This is a genomic window from Micromonospora sicca, from assembly GCF_003172935.1.
In the GTDB taxonomy this organism is placed as follows: Bacteria; Actinomycetota; Actinomycetes; order Mycobacteriales; family Micromonosporaceae; genus Micromonospora; species Micromonospora sicca.
This window is the reverse complement of record NZ_QGKS01000432.1, coordinates 11,964-34,207: the sequence shown is the minus strand read 5'-3', so window position 1 is coordinate 34,207 and position 22,244 is coordinate 11,964. Positions and strand designations below refer to the sequence as shown.

At 73.9% G+C, this 22,244-nt stretch carries 24 protein-coding genes; 16 read left to right on the top strand and 8 right to left on the bottom strand.

The genetic code is table 11. From position 1 onward, the window contains the following. Positions 1-413: 413 nt before the first annotated feature. Positions 414-728, bottom strand: a complete 315-nt coding sequence (locus DKT69_RS32945) for a hypothetical protein (RefSeq protein ID WP_109805318.1) — start codon at positions 726-728, stop codon at positions 414-416. A 202-nt stretch (positions 729-930) separates the two neighbouring features. Between DKT69_RS32945 and DKT69_RS32940 the strand changes: the two genes are divergently transcribed. The 3 genes from DKT69_RS32940 to DKT69_RS32930 all read left to right on the top strand — a co-directional run bounded on the left by DKT69_RS32940 (position 931) and on the right by DKT69_RS32930 (position 4,093). Further along, positions 931-1,911, top strand: a complete 981-nt coding sequence (locus DKT69_RS32940; protein WP_109805317.1) for a DUF2267 domain-containing protein — start codon at positions 931-933, stop codon at positions 1,909-1,911. A 78-nt stretch (positions 1,912-1,989) separates the two neighbouring features. Then, positions 1,990-2,781, top strand: coding sequence for a spermidine synthase (locus DKT69_RS32935; RefSeq protein ID WP_109805316.1), 792 nt, complete (start codon positions 1,990-1,992; stop codon positions 2,779-2,781). Between the two features lie 112 nt (positions 2,782-2,893). Continuing rightward, positions 2,894-4,093, top strand: a complete 1,200-nt coding sequence (locus DKT69_RS32930; protein WP_109805315.1) for an AI-2E family transporter — start codon at positions 2,894-2,896, stop codon at positions 4,091-4,093. Positions 4,094-4,100: 7 nt separating this feature from the next. On the opposite strand, the gene DKT69_RS32925 is transcribed toward DKT69_RS32930, so the two are convergent. Further along, the gene (locus tag DKT69_RS32925) at positions 4,101-5,399 is read right to left on the bottom strand and encodes an NAD(P)/FAD-dependent oxidoreductase (RefSeq protein ID WP_109805314.1); all 1,299 of its coding nucleotides are present in this window, start codon (positions 5,397-5,399) and stop codon (positions 4,101-4,103) included. Between the two features lie 42 nt (positions 5,400-5,441). Continuing rightward, on the bottom strand, positions 5,442-5,588 hold the full coding sequence (locus tag DKT69_RS38670; RefSeq protein ID WP_161557996.1) for a hypothetical protein: 147 nt from the start codon (positions 5,586-5,588) through the stop codon (positions 5,442-5,444). Positions 5,589-6,022: 434 nt separating this feature from the next. On the opposite strand from DKT69_RS38670, the gene DKT69_RS38665 reads away from it, so the two are divergent. The 3 genes from DKT69_RS38665 to DKT69_RS38660 all read left to right on the top strand — a co-directional run bounded on the left by DKT69_RS38665 (position 6,023) and on the right by DKT69_RS38660 (position 7,032). Continuing rightward, positions 6,023-6,178, top strand: coding sequence for a hypothetical protein (locus DKT69_RS38665; RefSeq protein WP_161557995.1), 156 nt, complete (start codon positions 6,023-6,025; stop codon positions 6,176-6,178). A gap of 84 nt (positions 6,179-6,262) precedes the next feature. Further along, positions 6,263-6,874, top strand: a complete 612-nt coding sequence (rpsD, locus tag DKT69_RS32920) for a 30S ribosomal protein S4 (RefSeq protein WP_109805313.1) — start codon at positions 6,263-6,265, stop codon at positions 6,872-6,874. Next, positions 6,871-7,032 (top strand): hypothetical protein, encoded by a 162-nt coding sequence (locus DKT69_RS38660; protein WP_161557994.1) that lies wholly within the window; start codon positions 6,871-6,873, stop codon positions 7,030-7,032. The genes rpsD and DKT69_RS38660 overlap by 4 nt, the downstream gene beginning before the upstream one ends. A 46-nt stretch (positions 7,033-7,078) precedes the next feature. On the opposite strand, the gene DKT69_RS32910 is transcribed toward DKT69_RS38660, so the two are convergent. Next, entirely contained in the window at positions 7,079-7,606 is a 528-nt protein-coding gene (locus DKT69_RS32910) for a GNAT family N-acetyltransferase (RefSeq protein ID WP_236648501.1), read from the bottom strand. A 423-nt stretch (positions 7,607-8,029) separates the two neighbouring features. On the opposite strand from DKT69_RS32910, the gene DKT69_RS32905 reads away from it, so the two are divergent. From DKT69_RS32905 to DKT69_RS32895, 3 genes are all read left to right on the top strand, one after another. Further along, positions 8,030-9,259, top strand: a complete 1,230-nt coding sequence (locus DKT69_RS32905) for an MFS transporter (RefSeq protein ID WP_109805321.1) — start codon at positions 8,030-8,032, stop codon at positions 9,257-9,259. A gap of 228 nt (positions 9,260-9,487) precedes the next feature. Further along, on the top strand, positions 9,488-11,068 hold the full coding sequence (locus tag DKT69_RS32900) for a glycosyltransferase family 4 protein (RefSeq protein ID WP_109805320.1): 1,581 nt from the start codon (positions 9,488-9,490) through the stop codon (positions 11,066-11,068). Next, positions 11,065-12,741, top strand: coding sequence for a glycosyltransferase family 2 protein (locus DKT69_RS32895; RefSeq protein ID WP_109805310.1), 1,677 nt, complete (start codon positions 11,065-11,067; stop codon positions 12,739-12,741). Before DKT69_RS32900 ends, DKT69_RS32895 begins: the two co-directional genes overlap by 4 nt. Here DKT69_RS32895 and DKT69_RS32890 read toward each other — a convergent pair. After that, positions 12,720-13,061, bottom strand: a complete 342-nt coding sequence (locus DKT69_RS32890) for a hypothetical protein (protein ID WP_109805309.1) — start codon at positions 13,059-13,061, stop codon at positions 12,720-12,722. The genes DKT69_RS32895 and DKT69_RS32890 overlap by 22 nt on opposite strands. Further along, the gene (locus DKT69_RS37995) at positions 13,058-13,423 is read right to left on the bottom strand and encodes a hypothetical protein (protein WP_146231272.1); all 366 of its coding nucleotides are present in this window, start codon (positions 13,421-13,423) and stop codon (positions 13,058-13,060) included. The genes DKT69_RS32890 and DKT69_RS37995 overlap by 4 nt, the downstream gene beginning before the upstream one ends. Positions 13,424-13,499: 76 nt before the next feature. On the opposite strand from DKT69_RS37995, the gene DKT69_RS32880 reads away from it, so the two are divergent. The 7 genes from DKT69_RS32880 (at position 13,500) to DKT69_RS32850 (ending at position 21,063) form a co-directional block, all read left to right on the top strand. Beyond that, entirely contained in the window at positions 13,500-14,822 is a 1,323-nt protein-coding gene (locus DKT69_RS32880; RefSeq protein WP_201749978.1) for an ABC transporter substrate-binding protein, read from the top strand. After that, positions 14,819-15,781, top strand: a complete 963-nt coding sequence (locus tag DKT69_RS32875; protein ID WP_109805306.1) for a carbohydrate ABC transporter permease — start codon at positions 14,819-14,821, stop codon at positions 15,779-15,781. The genes DKT69_RS32880 and DKT69_RS32875 overlap by 4 nt, the downstream gene beginning before the upstream one ends. Further along, entirely contained in the window at positions 15,781-16,620 is an 840-nt protein-coding gene (locus tag DKT69_RS32870; RefSeq protein ID WP_109805305.1) for a carbohydrate ABC transporter permease, read from the top strand. Before DKT69_RS32875 ends, DKT69_RS32870 begins: the two co-directional genes overlap by 1 nt. A gap of 46 nt (positions 16,621-16,666) precedes the next feature. Beyond that, complete coding sequence (locus tag DKT69_RS32865) at positions 16,667-17,794, top strand: glycoside hydrolase family 172 protein (protein WP_109805304.1); 1,128 nt, start codon at positions 16,667-16,669, stop codon at positions 17,792-17,794. A gap of 72 nt (positions 17,795-17,866) precedes the next feature. After that, a complete protein-coding gene (locus tag DKT69_RS32860) occupies positions 17,867-18,901 on the top strand; it encodes a LacI family DNA-binding transcriptional regulator (protein ID WP_109805303.1) in 1,035 nt (344 codons plus the stop codon). Between the two features lie 142 nt (positions 18,902-19,043). Beyond that, complete coding sequence (locus tag DKT69_RS32855) at positions 19,044-20,123, top strand: glycoside hydrolase family protein (RefSeq protein ID WP_109805302.1); 1,080 nt, start codon at positions 19,044-19,046, stop codon at positions 20,121-20,123. A 1-nt stretch (position 20,124) separates the two neighbouring features. Further along, a complete protein-coding gene (locus DKT69_RS32850; RefSeq protein ID WP_236648500.1) occupies positions 20,125-21,063 on the top strand; it encodes a carbohydrate kinase family protein in 939 nt (312 codons plus the stop codon). Between the two features lie 109 nt (positions 21,064-21,172). On the opposite strand, the gene DKT69_RS32845 is transcribed toward DKT69_RS32850, so the two are convergent. Both DKT69_RS32845 and DKT69_RS32840 read right to left on the bottom strand, forming a co-directional pair. Next, positions 21,173-21,466, bottom strand: a complete 294-nt coding sequence (locus DKT69_RS32845) for a DUF6510 family protein (protein WP_109805300.1) — start codon at positions 21,464-21,466, stop codon at positions 21,173-21,175. Between the two features lie 16 nt (positions 21,467-21,482). Continuing rightward, positions 21,483-22,244, bottom strand: coding sequence for a ferredoxin reductase (locus DKT69_RS32840; RefSeq protein WP_109805299.1), 762 nt, complete (start codon positions 22,242-22,244; stop codon positions 21,483-21,485).

Genomic DNA, 22,244 nt, shown 5'->3' with positions numbered 1-22,244 from the left:
ACCAACCGCCGTCGGCCGAGGCCCGGTTGTCCCCGCGGATGAACGCCGCGATGCCGGTCGAGTCGCAGAAGGTCAGCTCGGTGAGATCAATCAGCAGGTATCGCTCACCGTCGGCGGCGAGCCGGTCGGATCGCGGCGTTGAGCTGGGGGGACGTGCTCATGTCGAGCTCACCGGCGAGTCGCACGCACGCCGGACCGCCGGCCCGCCGGGCGTGCGTGACGGTGAGCGTCAACCTGGGTCCCTCCCGCTCCCACCGCAGGCGGGGTGCTTGCAGTGCAGCAAGTATACGCGAGACGGGTCGCGACGCTCGGACGGCAACGGTCAGCGCGCACCTCCCGCCGCTGATGCGCGGGTCGGAGGACGGGGTGGCCCCCGGCCCTGGGACCAGGGGCCGGGGGCCGGGGAGGGTGGCTCAGGCAGCCGGGACCGGCTTTAACCGCGGGCCCGTCGACCGCAGTTCCTCCACCGCGGGCGGCTCCGCGTCCTCCGGTGGCTCGGAATCGGGCGTCTGGAAGAGATAGCGGACGAACTCCCCACCCGCCTCGTTGTCGTCCGCTCCGGGCCACTGTCCGACGGAGTCGACGCCGACCACCTCACGGCCGGTCCCGTCGGTCTCCTCCAGCAGCGCCCACAGGGTCACCGGGTAACAGCGGGTGTCCTCGGAGGCCAACTGCCACCGGGCGTACCAGCCGGGTCGGGCGGGGACGATCTCGACGATCCTCTTCATGACGACCTTCCCTTCCGCGTGCCTCGGAAGTCTTCCGGTCCACCCCGATCATGGGCCGCCGTCGGGTGAGCACCCCTCACCCCCAGCGGATGAAGCTGACGTCCGGCCTCCGCCGGGCGCCCGCCGGGGTCGTTTCCTTCCCCGCGACGGCGGGAAGGCGACCCGCGGAAACAGCGGTACCGACGAGGAACGAGGTGCGACGATGCGCAAGCAGATGGAGGGCGACAACCAGCGCCGACGGGCCCTGGCCCGGGAGGCCCGCGAGCGAGGTCGGCAGGCCAGCCAGACCGGCGCCAGCCTGAGCGCGTCCAAGCAGATCACCTCCCTGGACCGGGGGAGGCGGGCCGGCCCGCCGCCCGCCGGGCGACACAAGCCAGACACCACCCGGGGCGGTCCCGCCCCGCCGCCGGCCGGCGTGCCGCAGCCCGCTCGGCCGCTCACTGAACCCGGCAAGGGCGCACCCGGGGTGACCACCCTCGGATACCGCGCCCTGGTCGACGACGTCTGCCGGCGGGCCGGGGTCGACTTCACCACGGCCAAGGTGGGCGCCGAGGCGACCGTGTTGGCGCTGGCATGGGCGTTGGACGAGGCGGCGCGGGAACGGCTGCTCGAGGCGGTGCCGATGAAGCTGCACGACGTGGTGCCGGTAGACGGCATCGAGCGGCACCAGGACCTGGCGGGCTTCCTCGCCGAGGTGGCCCGGATCAGCGGCCGCACCCCAGAGCAGGCGCGGTACCAGGCCGAGGCGACCCTCGCGGCGCTGGCCGACGCCGACAGCGACCTCGTCGAGTCGCTGCGCGTACCGGACGGGTTGCGGGAGCTGCTCGCGCCGCCGCCGGAGCCCGGCGGTCGCCTGGTGGGTCCGACGTCGGCCACGGCCCCACTGAACGAGCAGGAGCTGAGGGACGCGCTCAGCGGCCTGCGGTACTGGTCGAGCGACCGGCAGTCGCTGGTCCGTACGATCGAGCTGCCACCGGACAACCTGGACCGGGTGCTCGACCGGCTCGACCAACTCCGGACCGAGGTCGGCCGCGCCCCGCAGATCGGCCGGCCGGACCCGGACAGCGCCGTACTGACCGTGCGGACCCAACGGGTCGACGGGGTGACCGGCCTCGACGTCGACCTGGCCCACCGGGTCGACGACGCCATCGAGGAGGTCGGCGCCGGGATGAACGCCGGCTGAGCCGCCCGGGCCGGCGGGCGCGGCACCCGCCGGCCCGACCCGGCCGGCCGCCCACCGCCTGGGCTAGCGTTGCCGGCCATGGAGAGCGACGCCGACGACCTGGCGCTGGTCGTCGACCCGGCCCGACGGACCGGCCGTACGCTGCTCGCCGCCGGGGTCGCCCAGTCGTACGTGGACGTCGTCGACCCGCGCCACCTGCACTTCGAGTACGTCCGCCGGATGGCCGCCGTGATCGACCTGGCCGCCCCGCCGGGCCGGCCGTTGACCGCGCTGCACCTGGGCGGCGGTGCGCTCACCTTGCCGCGCTGGCTGGCCGCCACCCGCCCCGGATCGGCGCAGCTGGTCGTCGAGCGGGACCCGGCGGTCGTCGACCTGGTCCGCCGGGAACTGCCGCCGCCGCCCCCTGAGGTGGCCGTGGTGGTCGCCGACGCCCGGGACGCGGTGACCGCCGCTCCGCCCGGCCGGTACGACCTGGTCCTCGCCGACGTCTACCGAGCGGCCCGGATGCCGGGGCACGTGGCGAGCGTCGAGTTCGCCGCCGAGGTGGCCGGGGCGTTGCACCCGGACGGCGTCTACCTGGTCAACGTGACCGACCTCCCGCCGCTGGTCTTCTGCCGGGCGCAGGTGGCCACCCTGCGCGCGGTCTTCGCCGACGTGTGCCTGGTCGCCGACCGGCGGATGCTGCGCGGACGCCGGTACGGCAACCTGGTGCTCGCCGCCGCGCACCGGCCCGACCGCCTGCCGGTACGCCGGCTGACCGCCCGCGTGGCCGGCGACCCCGCCCCGGGCGGGGTGCTGCACGGCCTCGCGCTGGACGCCTTCGTCTCCGGCGCCCGCCCCGCCACCGACGCCACCCTCGCCGCGGACTGACCCGCGCCCCACCCGGCGCCCGACCGAGCGGATCCCGGCAAGCCCTTCCCTCCGGCGCCGGCCCGGATCGGGCGTCGGGTTTTCCCGGAGCCGCGCCGGGTAGCCGCGCCGGATGAGCGACGCCCAGGACCGGTCCACCGCGCGCCGGGCGCTGATCGTCATCGGCCTGGTGCTGGTCACCCTGGTCGGGCTGGCCCTGGTCTGGGCCGCCCGACGGGTGCTGATCTGGACCCTGGTCGCGGCGTTCTTCGCGGTGGCCCTGAAACCGCTGGTCGACCGGCTGCAACGCGGCTGGGTTCGACGGCGCGCGCTCGCCACCCTGCTGGTCTTCCTCGCCGCGTTCGTCCTGCTCGGCGCCCTCGTCGCGGTGATCGTCCTGCCACTGGCCGGCGAGGTGGGCCGGTTCGCTGACCGGGCGCCGGAGCTGGTGCGGGAGGCCCGGGCCGGCCGGGGACCAGTGGGCGAGTTGCTGACCCGGTTCCGGCTGCGGGACTACGCCAACACCCACGCCGAGCAGCTCCAGCGGTACGGCTCGCGGCTGGGCCAGCCCGCCGTGGGGGTGGTACGGGGCGTGGTCCAGACCGTCGCCGGAGTGGTCACGGTGATCGTTCTGGCGTACCTGATGGTGCTGGAGGCCCCGAAGATCATCGCCGGCGCGCTGGCCCTGGTCGGCGACGGCGGGGCGGAACGGCTGCGCCGGATCGGCCGGGACTCCGCCCGCACCATCACCGGCTACCTCAGTGGCAACCTGCTGATCAGCCTGATCTGTGGCGGCCTGACCTTCCTGGTGCTGTTCCTCACCGGCGTGCCGTTCGCCGCGGTGATCGCCCTGCTGGTGGCCATCGCGGACCTGATCCCGCTGGTCGGCGCGACGCTGGGCGCGATCATCGCGGCGGGGGCCGGGTTCGCGCACTCCCCCACCGCGGGCGTCATCGTGCTGGTCTTCTTCGTCGTCTACCAGCAGGCGGAGAATCATCTGCTCCAGCCGGTGATCATGTCCCGGGCGGTCCGGCTGAACCCGCTGACCGTGCTGGTCAGCGTGCTGGTTGCGGCGGAGCTGGCCGGCCTGCTCGGTGCCCTGCTTGCCATCCCGGCCGCCGGGATCGCCCAGATCCTGCTCCGGGAGTTCGCCCCGAAGGGGCTGCGCACCGTGCCGTCACCCGCCACCGGCGCCGCCGAGCCGCCTGGCGGGGCGGGCAGGCAGGACGGATCCACCAGCAGGCCAGCGCCGTCGCGCGGCGCGCCGGACCAACCGCCGGCCGGCGGGCGGGCCCCCGAGACGGGCGGGGCCGCGCCGCCGGCCGGCGGCTGACCGTCGCTCAGGCCCGGCGCACCATCTCGGGCGACTCGCTCTCCAGCGGCACCGCGTTGGCCGGGACGAGGCCGAGCTGTACGGCGGGCCGGGACATGGTCGCGTCGAGCACCCAGTCGGCGCCCACCCGGGCCCGGTTTCCGGGCATGGCCAGCAGGTGGTAGCCGCGGGTCACCGCCTTGGCCGGCAGGCCGGACAGCGGCACCTTCAACGGGTTGGCCGCCGCGTCCTTGCCACCGAGGTCGACCACCCAGCCCAGGTCGTAGTGCTTGTACGGCTTCCGCTTGCCGTGCCCGTAGGAGGCGGCGATGTTGTGGGCGGCCAGCTTGCCCTGCCGCTGCGCGTGCTGGGCGGTCATCGCGCATATCTGGCCGGGCCGGGTCACGTCGGGCACGGCGGCCGCGTCGCCGCAGGCGTACACCTCGGGGTAGCCGGGGACGTTGAGGAACTCGTCCACCACCAGGCGGCCCTTCTCGGTACGCAGCCCCAGCTCCGCGACGAACGGGTCGGGGCGCACGCCGACGCACCAAACCAGGCTGCAGGTGGGCACGTACTCGCCGTCGGTCAGCATCACCCCGTCCGGGGTGGCCTCCGACACCGAGGTGCCCATCCGCACGTCCACGCCGCGTCGCCGCAGCACCCGGTCCGCGGTCTGCGACATCCGCTCGCCCAGCTCGGGCAGCACCCGGGGCGCGATGTCGAGCAGCATCCAGCGCGGGCGCACCGTCAGGTGCGGCCGCTGGGCGATCAGCCGGTCGGTGAAGAGCTGCCCGTGCGCGGCGACCTCCGTGCCGGTGTAACCGGCGCCCACCACCACGAAGGTGGTGCGCGCCCGTTGCTCGGCCGGGTCCTCGGACAGCTCGGCCAGCTCGATCTGTCGGACCACGTGGTCGTGCAGGTAGAGCGCCTCCGGCAGGCCGCGGAAGCCGTGCGCGTACTCGGTCACCCCGGGGATCGGCAGCAGCTTGTTGACGCTGCCGACGGCGAGGACCAGCCGGTCGTACGCCAGCTGGCCGCGGTCGCCCTCCTGCTGCCGGTACCCGACCCAGCGGTTCTGCAGGTCGACCCGGTCCGCCTCGCCGATCACCACCCGGACGCCGTCCAGGGTGCCCGACAGCGGCACCGAGATCCGGGTCGGCTCCACCACCCCGGCGGCGACCTCGGGCAGCAGCGGCAGATAGAGGAAGTAGTCGGTCGAGTTCAGCAGGACGATCTCCGCCCGCTTGCCGGCGAGCCGGCTCAACGTCTTCGCCGCGTGGTATCCGGCGAACCCGGCCCCCACGATCACCACACGAGGTTTCGTCATGCCCGCTCCCGTTCCCGTCGACACGCGCGACAAACGTAGCGATCAGTCCGGCGGCCGGTCCGGGTCCCGCGCCAGGCGGACGTACCCCTCCGTGCCGACGGCGTCGACGTCCCAGCGGTGGCCGAACGCGCAGACGCCGCGGATCTGGATCCGGCCGACCTCGGCCGGCAGCGCCGGCTCGGCGACCAACCGCCCGTCCGACGGGTGGAGCCCCAGCAGGGCGCGGACCAGGTTGAGCGGGGCGCCGGACGCCCAGGCCTGTGGGCTGCACGCGGTCGGGTACGGGAACGGCGAAGAAGGTCCGCTCGCGCTCGTAGCCGGCCATCGCCTCCGGCAGCCGGTCGCCGAACTCGGCGGCGGCGTCGAGCAGGGCGAGGGCGACCACGGTTGGCCTCCTCCCGGAAGCCGTACCGGGCCACGCCCAGCACGCTGATCGAGGTGTCGTGCGGCCAGACCGTGCCCAGGTGGTACCCGACCGGGTTGTACGGCGCGTCGTCCCGGCACAGGGTCCGGATCCCCCCACCCGCTGAACATGCCGTCGGAGAGCAGTTGCCGGGCGAGCGCGGGGGCGCGTTCCTCCGGGACGATCCCGCTCCACAGCAGGTGTCCTCAGGTTGGACGTCATGGAGTCGATCTTGTTCTTGTCGCCGTCGGGACCCACGGCGTACGGGTCGGCGTACCTGGCCAAGCAGTTGAAGGCGGCCGGGGTCGACGGCGTTCGGGCGGTGGACCGGGACGGGCACCGCAGCCCGGTGGCCTTCCCGAAGCCGGGCAGCTGACCGCCGGCTCACCCGGACCGGGTGGGGTCGCCTCACCCGACGGCGGCGGAGGGTGGTGGGACCGCGAGAGAGGGAGGAAACGACATGGCGGTCCGGACCACGGTACGTCCCTCGCCGGAAGACGTCGTCCCGCTGCACCCGGCGCACGGCTACCGGCTGCGACGACAACGGCATCCGGTGGGGGTGCGCGGCGGGCCACGGCGCGCCCCGCGGGGATACCGCTTGGACGACTCCGAGCGGCACCGCGTACGCGCCGGCTACGAGTTGCGGGAGCGGCAGCTGGCCCGCGCCCTGACGGCGGCAGGCCGACAGCCCGGCGACGCGACGGAGAACCTGGTCGGGCAGCTCGAGCAGCGGATGGACGCGCTGGTGCACCGGGCGGGCTTCGCGCGCTCCATGGACGAGGCCCGGGACCTGGTCGCCCACAACACGTTCACGGTCGACGGCGGCAAGGTCAACCGGTCGTCGTACCTGGTCCGCCCCGGGCAGACCATCCGGGTGCGGCCGGAGCGGCAGTGCCGCGCCCCGGTCGCCTTCGCGGTCGCCGGGTACGCCGAGGGCGACGCCCCGCCGTACCTGGAGGTGCGGCCCGAGCGGTTCACCGCGACGCTGACCCGGGAGCCGCAGCGGCAGGAGGTACCGGTGCTGCGGGACCTCTCCCTCGCCGTCCATGAGGAACGGAGGACCGGGTCATGAAGCTGCCGATCCCGAACGACCGGCGGGTGCCGACGTACCTGCGGCAGAGCGGCCGCCCGGAGCTGACGCCCCGGCAACGGCGGCGCGTCGAGCACAAACAGGCGCGGCTGGAGCGCCTGACCGGGCAGCGTCCGCAGGCCCGCGGCCCGGGACGCTGAGCCGACATCCGGTGGCGGTCGCCGTACGGCGGCCGCCACCACGCTGTCAGGCGGGTTCCGGCGCGGTGATCGCCCAGCGCTCGTGGTCCCGCCACGCGCCGTCGATGAAGAGGTAGTCCGGGGAGAAGCCCTCCAGCCGGAACCCCAGCCGGCGGGCCAGGCGCTTGGACGGCTCGTTGCCGGGCTGGATGTTCGCCTCCAGCCGGTGCAGCCCCAGCCCGGTGAAGGCGTGGTCGAGCACCAGACCGATGCCGGCGGAGGCGTGCCCGGTCCCGGCGTACGGCAGGAAGGCGGCGTAGCCGAGGTAGCCCCCGCGCAGCGCGCCCAGCACGATGCCGCTGATGGTCGCGTACCCGGCGATCTCTCCGGTGGCCAGGTCGCAGAACAGGTAGCCCGAGCTGTCCCGCCCCCGGACCTTGCGCAGGTACGCGGCGTACTTCTCCGGATCGTCCGGGGCGGCGAGCCACGGGTGGTGCAGGTCCCGGCTGCGCCGGGCGGCGGCGAGGAACTCGCCCTCGTCGGCAGGGCGGGGGCGGCGGATCCCGACCCGCCCGTCGGTGCGCAGGTATCTCACGTGGCCACACTCTCGCCCACCGCCCCGACCGATGTCCAACCGGGGCCGCGGACCGGGCCGACGGCCGCTAGCGTGACCCGTGGACGACAGGAGGTCGATCATGGGTATGGCTCTTCTCGGTACGGTGCTGGCTCCCGCTTCGCCGCTGGGGACCACGGTGTCCTGACCCGAGCCACGCGGCGCCCGTCGCCGCCCGGCCCGCCGATTCCGCCCACCGCCGGCTCCGCCGCCGTGAGCGGGATCGCCTCCTCGACACCCGCCCCTCGCCGCGAAGCGATCAGGTGACCCGCCCCCGCGCGGGTCTTCCGTCATGGCGTGACCACGCCAACCCACATCGCTTCCGAGGGAGTTCCTCGTGCTTCCGGACAACCCGTCCGGGCGCCTCGTCGCGCCCGGACGTCAGACCCCTGCGCGGTGGTCGGCATGACCGCCACCGTCCCTACCGGCCGGCTCGGCCCCGACTTCCGCCGCCTCTGGACCGCAAACGCGGTCTCCAACCTCGGCGACGGGGTCACCATGGTCGCCGGACCGCTGCTGGTCGCCTCGCTCACCCGGGACCCGGCCGCGCTCGCCGCGGCGGTGTTCGCCCAGCAGCTGCCGTGGCTGCTCTTCGCCCTGGTCAGCGGGGCCCTGGTCGACCGGCTCGACCGGCGCCGGCTGATCGTCGGCGTCAACGTCGGCCGGGGCCTGGTGCTGGCCGCGCTCGCCGTCGCGGTGCTCGCCGGGCGGGCCACCGTGCCACTGATCTGCCTGGCGTTCTTTCTCACCTCGGTCGGGGAGACCCTGTCCGACGCGGCAGCCGGCGCGCTGCTGCCGTCGGTGGTCCCGCCGGAACGGCTGGAGCAGGCCAACAGCCGGCTCTTCGCCACCTTCGTGCTCGGCAACCAGTTCGCGGCCAAGCCGCTCGGGGCGTACCTCTTCGTCCTGGCCGCGGCGGCGCCGTTCGCCTTCGACGCGGCCACCTTCGGGCTGGCCGCGCTGCTGCTGGCGCTGCTGCGCTGGCGTCCGGTGCCCCCGACGGTGGGGGCACCGACGGTCGGCGACCCCCGCCGGTCGTTGCGGGCCGACATCGCAGCCGGGGTACGCGCGCTCTGGGGCGTGCCGGTGCTCCGGACCCTCGCGGGCTGCATCGCGGTGATGAACGTGGCGTTCTGCGCGGCGTTCGCGGCGTTCGTGCTCTACGCCCGGCAGCGGCTCGGCCTCACCGAGGTCGGGTACGGGGTGCTGCTGACCGCCGCCGCGCTCGGCGGGCTGGCCGGCACGGCCCTGGCGCCCCGGCTGCGGGCCCGGTTCGGCACCCCGACGCTGCTGCGGGTCGGGCTGCTCGTCGAGGTCGGGCTCCAGGTGGTGCTCGCCACCACCCGGCAACCCTGGGTGGCCGGGGCGGCCCTGGCCGTCTGGGGCGTGCACACCATGGTCTGGGGCGTAGTGGTCGTGTCGCTGCGACAGCGACTGGTGCCGGACCGGCTGCGCGGCCGGGTGAACGGCGCGTACTCCCTGGCCGACCTGGGCGGGGCGGCCGTCGGCACGGCGACCGGCGGCCTGGTCGCCCAGGCGACGGGAAGCATCGTCGCGCCGTTCTGGCTGGCGGGAACGGCGATGGCGCTGCTCACCGCGCTGGTCTGGCGACGGCTGGCCGCCGCCGACGGCTGACCGGGCGCCGCTGGTGGGGGGCCCGTTCGGCCTCCCCACCGGCGGTCGCTGTGCCCTGGGTCACAACCCAACTGCCGCCTGACGGTCGCCTGGACGTCACGTCCACGTCGCCGCTGAGACGACTGGCTCCACCAGCGTGGGTCGCGCCGGAGACACCGGCCGACCAGCGGAGGACCAGCAGTGGGACAGGACGAGACGACGGCCGGACCGCGCCGCGGCCGGATCGTCATGCTCGTCGACAACAGGGTCGAGGGCGACTCCCGGGTGCAGAAGATCGCCCGCTCGGCCGCCGAGGCGGGCTGGGACGTCACGTTGCTCGGCCGGTCGCCGGACGAGGTGGAGCGCCGCTGGCAGCTCGGCGTCGCCGAGGTCCGGCTGCTGCCGATGCCGAACCCGCTGGACCGGCGCCGGCACGAGTTCCGCCGCTCCTGGCTGCGCTGGCCGCTGGCGTACCGGCCCGGTGGGATCGCCGAGCACCGGGCCCAGTGGGTGCGGGCCCGGCAGGCCGACCTGACCGTCCGCGCCGCGCTGCTGGAGCAGCGGGCCCGCGCCGGCGAGCTGGATCCCGGCCGGCTGCGCCGGGCCAGCCGGGGACTGCGGCTACGCGCGACGGTGGCCCGGCTGGTCGGCCGGTGGGTGTGGTTGCGGACGAAGATGCTGAACCGGGTCCGCAGCGGGCGGAAGTTCCGCAACCCGTGGGACCGGGCGTACACCCTGTTCTGGCAGGTCGTGCAGGGCGACCGCGCCTGGCGGCGGCTGGAGCCCGGGCTGTGGGACTACGAGCTGGCCTACGGCCCGGAGATCGACCGCCTCCGCCCCGACCTGATCCACGCCCACGACTTCCGGATGCTCGGGGTCGGCGCCCGCGCCAAGATCCGCGCTGCCGGGCAGGGCCGGCGGGTCGCGCTGGTCTGGGACGCACACGAGTTCCTGCCCGGCATCAAGCCGTGGCGCGACCACGCCCGCTGGCTGCCGGCGCACCGGGCGCACGAGCGGGAGTACGCCCCGCACGCCGACGCGGTGCTCACCGTCTCCGACGACCTCGCCGAGCTGCTGCGCCGGGAGCACCGGCTGCCCGCGCCGCCGGCCGTACTGCTCAACGCCCCCGCGGCGGAGCACGGCCCGGTCGACGACGCGCCGCCGCCGGAGATCCGCGCCGAGTGCGGCCTCGACGCCGACGTGCCGCTGCTGGTCTACAGCGGCGCGGCCGCACCGCAGCGCGGCCTGGACACGCTCGTCGACGCTCTGCCCCGACTGCCCGGGGTGCACGTCGCGCTGGTGGTCAACCCCGCGCTGCGGTACGTCGAGCAGCTCGCTGCCCGGGCCGCCCGGGCCGGGGTGGCCGACCGGCTGCACGTCCTGCCGTACGTGCCGCACTGGCAGGTCGTGCCGTTCCTGTCCGGCGCGGACGTCGGGGTGATCCCGATCCACCGCTGGCCGAACCACGAGATCGCGCTGATCACCAAGTTCTTCGAGTACTCGCACGCCCGGCTGCCGCTGGTGGTCAGCGACGTGCGGACCATGGCCGCCACCGTGCGGGAGACCGGTCAGGGCGAGGTGTTCCGGGCCGCCGACGTCGACGACTTCGTCCGCGCCGTGGGCGCCGTGCTCGCCGACCCCGCCCGCTACCGCGCCGCGTACGACCGGCCGGGTCTGCTGGAGAGCTGGACCTGGCGGGCGCAGGCCGAGGTGCTGGACGGCGTCTACCACCGGCTGCTGGCGGACGCCGGACCGCCCTCGGCGCCCGACCCCGCGACGCCCGGCGCGCCCCTGCCCGACCGGCCGACCGCCCAAGGAGCGATCCGATGACCGCGCCCGACGTCAGCGTCGTCGTCCCCGTCTACAACACCATGCCGTACCTGCGGAAATGCCTCTCCTCGCTGCTGGAGCAGACCATCGGTCACGAGCGGATGGAGATCGTGGCGGTGGACGACGGCTCCGCCGACGGGGGCGGTCGGCTGCTGGACCGGCTCGCCGCCCGGCACCCCGGCACGGTCAAGGTGCTGCACCAGCCCAACTCCGGCGGCCCGGCCGCCCCCTGCAACCGGGGACTGGAACTGGCCACCGGCCGGTACGTCTTCTTCCTCGGCTCCGACGACCACCTCGGGCCGGAGGCGCTGGAACGGCTGGTCGCCGCGGCCGATCGGCACGGCTCGGACGTGGTGCTGGGCAGGGTGGTCGGGGTCAACGGCCGGCACGTCTTCTCCGACGTCTTCGCCGCCGGGAACGCGGTCGACGTGGACCTGTTCGACTCGGCGCTGCCCTGGGCCCTGGCGAACACGAAGCTGTTCCGGCGGGAGCTGGTCGACCGGCACGGGTTGCGCTTCCCCGAGGACATGCCGGTCCTCAGCGACCAGCCGTTCACCCTCGAAGCCTGCTACCGGGCCCGGCGCATCTCGGTGCTCGCCGACTACGACTACTACCACGCGGTACGCCGGCTCAACGCCCGCAACATCACCTACCACAGCCGGGTGTCGGCCCGGCTGGTCAGCGTCGAACGGCTCTTCGCGTTCGTCGCCGCGCTCATCCCGGCCGGCCCCCGGCGCGACGCGGTGCTGCGCCGCCACGTCGGGCTGGAACTGGCCAACCTGGTGGGCGACGACTTCCGCCGGCTGGACCGGGCCGACCAGGAACAGGTGCACGCGGTGGTCCGCCGGCTGGTCGACCGGTACGTCACCGACGACCTGCGGGACCGGCTCGACATCGAGGCCCGGCTGCGGCTCGGCGCGGTGACCGCGGGCGGCGTGGACGACCTGCTCGCCGTCATCGACCAGGACGCCGAACGCGGCGTCCCCCCGACCGTGGTCGAGAACGGCCGGTGGCACGCCGGCTACCCGGGCGCCTGGACCGGCGGCTGGGCCGACGTCACCGACGTCCGGGCCGACTGGCTGGCCAAGCTCGACACGGTCGAGGTGACCTGGCAGGGCGGGCTCACCCTCGCGGTGACCACCCGCAGCCCGTACCCCCGGTTCGCGGCCGAGGCCGGGCCGGTCCGGCTGGTCGCCGGGCAGCTCCCCGGCACCACCCTGCTGGACGCCACCGACCCCACCGGCCGGACCGTCCGCACCGACTTCCCGGTGGACCGGCTGCTGGCCGCCAGCGCGGCGACCGGCCAGCGGCACCCGGTCCGCGCCGAGCTGACCGGCACACACGGCCGGGGCAGCGCCCCGGTCCGCGCGCCGCGGCTGGCCACCGGCCGTCCCCGCCTGCTCCGGCACGGCCTGCGCCTGTACGGCGTCGCCGCCACCGTGGACCCGCGCAGCGGGCAGCTCGTCCTCTCCGTGGTCCCGGTGACCGCCGGGCAGCTGGTCAGCCGGCTGGCCCGCCGCCTGCGCCGCAGCGGGCCGGCCGCGCCGACGCCGGTCCGTACGGTCGGGCCGGCGACCCGGCCGGCCGGTTCCCCGACGACGACCGTGGCCGCGCCGGGGAACCACGCTGAGCCGGGCCCGGTGCAGGTGGCTCAGCTCAGCGTCAAGTCCTGAGCTTCCCCCACCGCGTCGAAGACGTTCACCCCGAACCGGCCACCGGCGTACGTGCCGTCGCAGACGTCGATCACCGGGGTGGTGTCCCCGTCCAGGAAGACCTGATGCGTGAACCTGCGGCCACCACCTTCAGGGAGTACGTCCGGCCGGGCACGATCGGACAGCCGGAAGCCGTTGTCCATCCGCCGCCCGCGCAACCCGCCGGCGGTCACCGTCCACTCCCCGGCGACCGGGTTCCAGCGCTGGTCCAGGTTGGTGCGGAACCCGGCCGCGTCGCGCCGGACGTTCTGCACCACCGCCGCTCCGGCGAAGACGTTCACCCCGAACAGGCCGCCGCGTAGCTGCCGTCCACCGTGTTGATCACCGGACTGGCCCCGTGGTCCAACCACACCCGGATGCTCGCCCCGCTGGCCACCACCTTCAGGTGGTAGGTCCGGCCGCGCACGATCGGCGTCGGGTACACGGCGACGTCCCGGCCCGGCCGCCACAGCTTGACCAGCCCGGCCGCGTCGACGTTCACGGTGTAGTGGGCGCTGGCGCCGGCGCTGGCCCGGAAGGTGAGCGCGGCGGCCGCCGCCGCCCGGGGGCCGGCGGGTACGGGGATGTAACAGATTCGACACTTGACCGCTACGAAGGGCGCTCTTACGCTCTGCCAAAAGCTTTTGCCAAAAGGTTTTGGCACCGCCCCATCCGTCTCCCATCACGCGCTCCGGCGCGCACCCCCAACGCGCCCGGCGAACCCCTGAACGGAGCAGACCATGGCTATTCGCGGTATGCGGACCACAACCGGCGGGTGGAACCGCCGTGGCTTCCTCGGCCTGACCGCCGGAGCCGGCGCGGCCGCCCTGCTGGGCACCTCGGCCTGCGGCGCCGGTGGCGGCAGCGGCTCCGCCGGCGACAAGTCCCTCACCGTCGCCTGTGAGGGCGGCGGCAAAATCGAGTTGCAGCCGGTGGTCGACAAGTTCAAGCAGGACACCGGCAGCGCCGTCACCCTGGTCGAACTCCCCTACGAAGGGCTGTTCAACCGGCTGACCAGCGAACTGGCCAGCGGCAAGCCCTCCTTCGACGTCTGCGCGGTCGACGCGGTCTGGATCCCGCTCTTCGCGAACAAGCTCGCCGCGCTGGACGGCCTGTTCACCGACGCGGTCAAGACCGACCTCTTCCCGGCGCTGATCCAGGAGGCGCAGGCCGACGGGCACTTCATCGGCATGCCGGTGTGGACCAACAGCGAGATCCTCTTCTACCGCAAGGACCTGTTCGAGGACCCGAAGGAGAAGGCGGCCTTTCAGAAGAAGTACGGCTACCCGCTCGCCCCGCCCACCACCTGGCAGCAATTCACCGACATCGCCACCTTCTTCACCCGCCCGGACCAGAAGCTCTACGGCACCGACGTCAAGGGCGCGGTGGAGACCGAGTGGCTGGCCCACGTGCTCCAGGCTGGCTCCCCCGGCGTGGTCCTCGACGACAGCGGCAACGTCATCGTCGACAACGCCCAGCACGTCGCCGCGCTGGCCTTCTACGCCGACCTGAACAACAAGCACAAGGTCGCCCCCACGGGCGCCGCGCAGACCGACTGGAACGCCGCGCAGAACCTGTTCAACCAGGGCCAGACCGCGATGACCCGGTTCTGGGCGCACGCGTACCGGCAGATCCCGAAGGACGCGAAGGTCGCCGGCAAGGTCGGCGCGGCGCCGATGGTCGGCGGCACCGCCGGCGTCGCCGGCATCCCCGGCCCGTGGTACCTCTCGGCCCCGAAGGGCGGCGCCAAGGCCGACCTGGCCCAGCAGTTCATCAAGGCCGCCTACGACCACAACGCGCTGAGCATCGACACCACCCTCGGCCTCGCCGCCCGCAAGTCCGCCTACCAGCAGTACGCCGACAAGCCCGGCTACGAGTCGTTCGGCCCGCTGCTGGCCACGCTCAACGCCAGCGCCACCCGGGCCCGCCCTGCCACCCCGCACTGGCAGCGGATCGTCGACAGCGTCCTGGTCCCCACCATCCAGAAGGCGCTGACGCCGGGCGCGGACTACGCCGCGCTGCTCAAGGCGGCACGTACCCAGATCGAGGGCATCATCAAATGAGTTCGACAGCGCAGGCAGCACCGCCGGGGACCGCCCCTCGTACGCCGGCCGAGGCCGGTGGGCGGCGCACCCGCCGCGGGCTGTCGGACGCCGGGTACGCCACCCTGCTCGCCGCGCCGGCCGCGGTGGTGCTGCTCGCGCTGGTCGGCTGGCCGCTGGTGAAGCTCGCCCTGGACAGCCTCTACACCGGCTCCGAGCTGGGCAACGGGCGCAGTTTCGTCGGGCTGGACAACTACGTCACCGCCCTGACCGACCCGGGCATCCGGGCGGCCGCCGGCCGGACCCTGGCGTACACCGTCATCGTGGTCACGGCCGAGCTGCTGCTGGGCCTGGCGGTGGCGCTGCTGTTCCACCGGCTCGGGCCGCGCTCCCGGATCCTGCAGACGCTCTTCCTCTACCCACTGATGATCGCCCCGGTGGTCGCCGGCCTGCTCTGGCGGTTCCTGATGATCGACAACGTCGGCATCGTCAACGAGCTGCTCACCCGGGTCGGGATCCTGGACAACGCGGGTGACGTCTCCTGGCTCAGCGACCCCGATCTGGTGCTCTTCTCGGTGGCGCTGCCCGACGTCTGGCTCACCACGTCGTTCATGACCCTGGTGCTCTACGCCGGCCTCCAGGCCATCCCGCCGGACCTGTACGAGGCGGCCCGTCTCGACGGCGCCCGCGGACTGCGGCTGCTGGTCAGCGTGACCCTGCCGCTGCTGCGACCGGTGATCGCGGTGGCGCTGATCATCCGGGGCGTGGACGCCGCCCGGGCGTTCGACGTGATCCTCATCCAGACCGACGGTGGCCCGCAGTCCGCCTCGGAGACGTTGAGCCTGACCATCTACAAGACGATGGTCAGCTACAACGACCCCGGCACGGCCGCCGCCACCAGCACGCTGTTCATGATCGTCATGATGATGGTCGCGATGGTCGCGGTGCTGACCATCTGGCGGCCCGGCAAGGAGTCGTGATGTCGTCCCACCTGCTCGCCGCGCGGGTGAAGACCGGGCTGCTCTGGGCCGCCGCCGTCGCGGTCGTGGTGGTCTACGGGTTCCCCTTCGTCTACCTGGTGCTTACCTCCTTCAAGCCGCCGGTGGACGCCATCGCGGTGCCGCCGACCGTGCTGCCGCAGCGGTTCAGCCTGGACAACTACCTCGCCGCGGTGAACCGGCCGGGCGTCACCGCCTCGTTCATCAACAGCGTCAGCACGGCCGTCATCGCCACCCTGCTGTCGATGGCGCTGGCAATCCCGGCGGCCTGGGGCATCACCCGGTACCGCAACCGGACCGGTCGGGCGCTGATGGCCGGCTCGCTGCTGGTCCGGATGGCCCCGGCGGTGGCGGTCGGCATCCCGCTGGTCACGATCCTCGGCGCGGTCGGCCTCACCGACACCCCGACCGGGCTGGCCCTGGCCCAGACCACGGTGGCGCTGCCGCTGTCGATCTGGCTGCTGACCAGCTTCTTCGAGGGCGTGCCCCGGGAGATCGAGGAGGCCGCCCTGGTCGACGGCTGCGGCCGGTTCGCCGCGCTGCTGCGGGTAATCCTGCCGGTGGTCTCCGGCGGGGTCGCGGTCACCGCCATCTTCGCCTTCCTCGCCTCCTGGAACGAGTTCCTCTTCGCCCTCCTGATCACCTCGGTCCGGGCGCAGACCACCCCGATCGCGATCGCCAACTTCCAGAGCCAGTTCGGCCTCGACTGGGGTCCGATGACGGCCCTCGCAACCCTCTACTCCGCACCCGCGGTCGTCCTGACGCTGCTGCTGCAACGCCGGATCGTCGCCGGGCTCAGCCTCGGCGCGGTCAAGGGCTGACCGCCGCTCCCCCTGCACCGACGCACAACCCCTCGAAAGGAACACCATGTCGTTCTGGCGACCCACCAGCCCCCTCGGTGGCCTCTCCCGGGTCAAGGCCGGCCGCTCCAAGCGCGAGTCGAGCTGGGACCGCACCGGCGGCAACCGCGACTTCAAGGTGGTGCCCCCGGGCGAGACCGCCGTGCTGGCCGACATCACCGGCACCGGCGTGATCGAGCACATCTGGCTGACCACCCGCTGCTACTCCCCGATGTACCTCCGCAAGCTGGTCATCGATATGTACTGGGACGGCGAGGAGAACCCGAGCGTCCGCAGCCCGCTGGGCGACTTCTTCGGCGTCGGCCACGCCACCTGCACGCACTACGTGTCGCTGCCGCTGAGCATGGTGTTCGGGCCGCGCCGGGGTCCGAAGGGGCCGTTCGCCGCCGCGATGAACTCGTACTTCCCGATGCCGTTCGGCAGCCACGCAAAGATCGTCATTCGCAACGAGAGCGACCAGCCGATCGAGAACCTCTTCTACTACGTCGACTACGAGCTGACCGACGAGGCGGTGCCGGACGACGTGGGCCGCTTCCACGCGTACTACCGGCAGGAGAAGCCGTGCACGCCGGTGCCCAACGGGCTCGCCCCGGGCGAGAAGCCGGCGCCGTGGGACCTGCCCGGCACCAACCTGACCGGCGAGGAGAACTACGTCATCCTGGACGCCGAGGGCGGCGCCGGGCACTACGTCGGCTGCGTGCTCAGCATCGACAACCACAACGCCTCCAACCAGCCGTACAGCTGGCCGGGTGAGGGCGACGACATGATCTTCATCGACGGCGAGCAGTGGCCGCCGTCGCTGCACGGCACCGGCACCGAGGACTACTTCAACGCCGCATGGGGCTTCCCCAGCGGGGCGTACGCCGGGCCGTACCACGGCATCAGCCTGGCCAGCAGCCCCCAGGAGCACTTCGGCCTGTGGAGCATGTACCGGTTCCACATCGAGGACCCGGTGCGCTTCAGCAAGAGCATCAAGGTGACCATTGAGCACGGGCACGCCAACGACCAAGGCAACGACTTCTCGTCGGTGGCGTACTGGTACCAGCACCACCCGCACAAGCCGCTGCTGGACCTGCCGCCGGTCGACGAGCGCCTGCCGCGCCGCTGGCCCGAGCACGGCCTGTGGGACGAGTGACCGCTCCGATACCGTTGGCCGGTCGTCCACTCCGGACGGCGGGGCCCACCCGAGCACTGCGATGGTGAGCTGATGGGACAGAAGGCGAGCATCCGCGACGTAGCCGCCGCGGCGGGCGTTTCGGTGACCACCGTGTCCCACGTGCTGAACAACAAGTCCGGCACCCGGGTCAGCCCGGAGACCCGCGAACGCGTCGAGTCGGCGGCCCGCCAGCTCGGCTACGCGGCGAACGGGCTGGCCCGGGGGCTGCGGCTGCAGCGCTCGCAGACCCTCGGGCTGCTCAGCGACGAGATCGCCACCACCCCGCACGCCGGGCGGATCATCCTCGGCGCGCAGGAGACCGCCTCGGCCCGCGGCTGGCTGCTCATGCTGCTCACCACCGGGCGCGACCCGGAGGTCGAGCGGCGGGAGGTCCAGGCGCTCGCCCGGCACCGGGTGGACGGCGTGCTCTACGCGACCATGTACCACCAGGTGGTGCGGGTCCCGGACGAGCTGCGCCCGATGCCGGTGGTGCTGCTCGACGCGAGCAGCACCGACGGGGCGTACCCGTCGGTGGTGCCGGACGAGCGCGGCGGCGGCGAGGTGGCGGTCGGCGAGCTGCTCACCCACGGCCACCGTCGGATCGGCTTTCTCACCAACGTCGACGACATCCCCGCCACCCACGGCCGTCTGCTGGGCTACCAGGAGGCGCTGCGGGCGGCGGGGGTGCCGTTCCGGCCGGAGCTGGTCGTCGTCGAGCAGTCCGACACCCCCGGCGGTTACCGGGCGGCGCGGGAGCTGCTCGGCCGGGCCGAGCGGCCGACCGCCCTGTTCTGCTTCAACGACCGGATGGCGATGGGCGCGTACCGGGCGGCGGCGGAACTCGGCCTGCGGATCCCCGACGACCTCTCGGTGATCGGCTTCGACAACCAAGAACTCATCGCGGAAGGGCTGTACCCGGGGCTGACCACCGTGGCGCTGCCGCACTACGAGATGGGCGCCTGGGCCGTGGAGACCATGGTCGACCTGCTCGACCAGCCCAAGGGGGCCCGCCGGCGTACCGCCCGGCAGGTCGTCATGCCCTGCCCGCTGGTCCGCCGCCAGTCGGTCGCCACAGCCCCGAACTGACCGGTCCGTCCGTCGGCCCCACCGACGTACCCGACGGCATCCATCTGCCCGCCGCGCACCAGCGCGGCCGACGCACCCCCGCCGCCACTCGCGGCGTCGACACACCGCCGCCGCTGACGGCGGCCGAGATAAAGGACCCACCGTGCTGCGACTTCCCGACGCCTGGATCTGGGACTTCTGGTTCGCCCGCGAGGGCGACACCCACCACCTGTACTTCCTGCGCGCCTCCCGGGCGCTCGGCGACCCGGACCGGCGACACTTCCGGGCCAGCGTCGGCCACGCCTTCTCCACCGACCTTCGGACCTGGACCCAGCTCGCCGACGCGCTGGTCCCGGCCGACCGGCCCGCCTTCGACGACGTGGCCACCTGGACCGGCTCGGTGCTGCCCGGCCCGGACGGCGGCTGGTATATGTTCTACACCGGCGCCGGCAGCACGGAACGCGCCCTGGTGCAGCGGATCGGGCTGGCCACCTCGGACGACCTGGTCACCTGGGAACGGCACCCGGCCTCGCCGGTGCTCACCGCCGCCGGCCGCTGGTACGAGCGGTTCGGCGACTCCACCTGGCAGGACGAGGCGTGGCGGGACCCCTGGGTCTTCGCGGACCCGGACGGCGACGGCTGGCACATGCTGATCACGGCGCGGGCCAACGAGGGGCCCGTCGACGACCGGGGCGTCATCGCGCACGCCCGCTCGCACGACCTGGTGCACTGGACGGCGCAGCCGCCGGTCACCACGGCTGGCAGCGGTTTCGGCCACCTCGAGGTCCCCCAGGTGGAGATCGTCGACGGCCGGCCGATCCTGATCTTCTCCTGCCTGCACGACCAGCTTGCCGAGCGCTGCCGCGACGCCCGGGCCTGCGGGGTGTGGGCGGTGCCGGGCGACTCGCTGCTCGGCCCGTTCGACGCCACGAAGGCGCAGCGGCTCACCGATGACAGCCTCTACAGCGGACGCCTGGTGCGGGACAATAACGGCCGGTGGCAGCTGCTCGCCTTCCACAATCACGACGAGCAGGGCCGGTTCGTCGGCGAGCTGAGCGACCCGATCCCGGTCCGGGTGCTCGACGACGGCACGGTGCTGCTCGGCGACGCCGAGCCGGGAGTGCCGTACTCGGTGCACGGCCGCCGAGATGTCGCCCCGGACCCCGGCCAGGCTGGCCCACCCGCGGCCGGCACCCAGGTCAACGGCGCGACGGCGGCGGACGCCCTGGCCGCGGGGGCCTGACGTGCTGACCGTGCTCGGGGAGGCGGTGATCGACCTCGCGCCCTCCGGCGGCGGCGACCTGCTCGCCGCCCACCCAGGGGGCAGCCCGCTCAACGTCGCGGTGGGGCTTGCCCGGCTCGGCCGGCCGACCGCGATGCTGGCCCGCTTCTCCCGAACCTCGTTCGGACACCGGCTGCGGGCGCACGCCGAGGCCAACGGGGTGGACCTGACCTGGGCGGTGGCCGACGACCGGCCGGCCACCCTCGCCGTCGTCGCGCTGGACGCCACGGGGGCGGCCAGCTACGACTTCTACCTCGACGGCACTGCCGACTGGCACTGGGCGCCGCACGAGCTGGACGGGGTGCCGGCCGGCACCCGAGTGCTGCACACCGGTTCGCTGGCCACCCTGCTGCCGCCCGGGGCGGACCTGCTCGCCGACCTGCTCGCCCGGGAGCACGCCGCCGGCCGGGTGCTGGTCAGCCTCGACCCGAACGTGCGCCCGGCGGTCCTCGCCGACCCGGACGCCGCCCGGGCGCGGCTGCTCACGCTGGCCCGGCACGCCCACCTGGTCAAGGCCAGCGACGAGGACCTGGCCTGGCTCTTCCCCGGGGCCTCCGTCGAGGAGGCGGTCGACCGCCTGCTCGACCTCGGCGTACGGCTGGTGGTGGCGACCCGGGGCGCGGCGGGTTCGTACGCCGCCACCGCCGACGTGTCCGTCGCCCGACCGGCCCGCCGGGTGGCCGTGGCGGACACCGTCGGCGCGGGCGACGCCTTCACCGCCGGACTGCTCGATGCCCTGGTCGAGGCAGACGCCGCCGCCCCGGCGGCGGTCGGCGCGCTGGACTGGGCGCGACTCGGCGCGGTGCTCGACCACGCCACGCTGGTGGCGGGGATGACCTGCGAGCGGCCGGGCGCCGACCCACCCCGCTGCGACGAGTTGGCGAACGTCGTCGACGCGTGAACCGCCTTCGATCTCGGACAGCCATCGTTCGACCGGGACGATAACTGCCCAGGAGCGGTGGGTCATTCCTCGCGGATGAAGTCCGCGAGGTGGACCGGGTTTCGGTCGGTCAGAGTGGGCGGGGGTGGGGCTGGTCCAGCGGCATCGGCACCTGGAGGAAGGTCGTGCCGCGCAGGTCCAGCCAGACCCGGTCGGGCGCCCGGACCAGCCGCAACATCACCCCGCCGCAGGCCGGGCAGCGGGCCACCAGGCCGGGCGCGTGCGAGAAGACGTGCAGCCCGGCCACCGGGCCGAGCCTCCCGCACGACTCACACCGGCCGGTGGCGCTGCTCAGGTCCACGGCGAACAGCTCGCGCAGCGGACCGTCGAGCATGTTGCCGTCCAGGTAGGACATGTCGGTCATCAGGTCTCCTCGCCGTTCAACCGGTCGGGCCGAACCGTTCGGTCTTCACCCGCCGGGTCTGGTGTCCCAGCCCGACGAGCAGGTCCGCCACCGTCTCCACGAAGCCGGTCGGCCCGCAGACGTAGCAGAGCGGCTCCAGGTCCGGCGGCCAGCCGTGGGTGTTCACGTCGGCCAGGCCGACCCGGTGCGGCTCGCCCCGCCAACCCTCGGGCGCCTCCCGGGTGTACACGTAGGCCACGTCCAGACCCTGGTCGTCGCGGGCCCGCCGGCGCAGCTCGTCGGCGTAGAACACGTCCGCCGGGGTACGCACCGAGTAGATCAGCCGGAACGGCACCCGGCTGCCCGCCGCGCGGCGGGCCCGGACCATGGCCATCAGCGGCACCACGCCGGAGCCGCCGCCCACCAGCAGCACCGGCGCGGTCTCCTCGGTACGCCAGACGAACCAGCCGCCGACCGGGCCGCGCACCTCCACCGGGTCGCCCGCGGCGTACACGTCGATCAGGTACGGCGAGACTTCCCCGTCGGGCACCCGCTGCACGGTAAGCGCGATCCGGTCACCCTCGGCGGGACCGGCCAGCGAGTACGAGCGGGCGGCCTGGTAGCCGTCCGGGGCGGTGAGCCGGACGTCGACGTGCTGCCCGGCCACGTGCCCCGGCCAGCCGGGCACCTCCAGCACGAGGGTCTGCGCGGTCGGCGTCTCGGTGCGACGCTCCACCAGCCGGGCCACCTGCCAGGTCAGCGGCGCGACCACCCGGCCGCCGGTCGTGGGGGCGGCCAC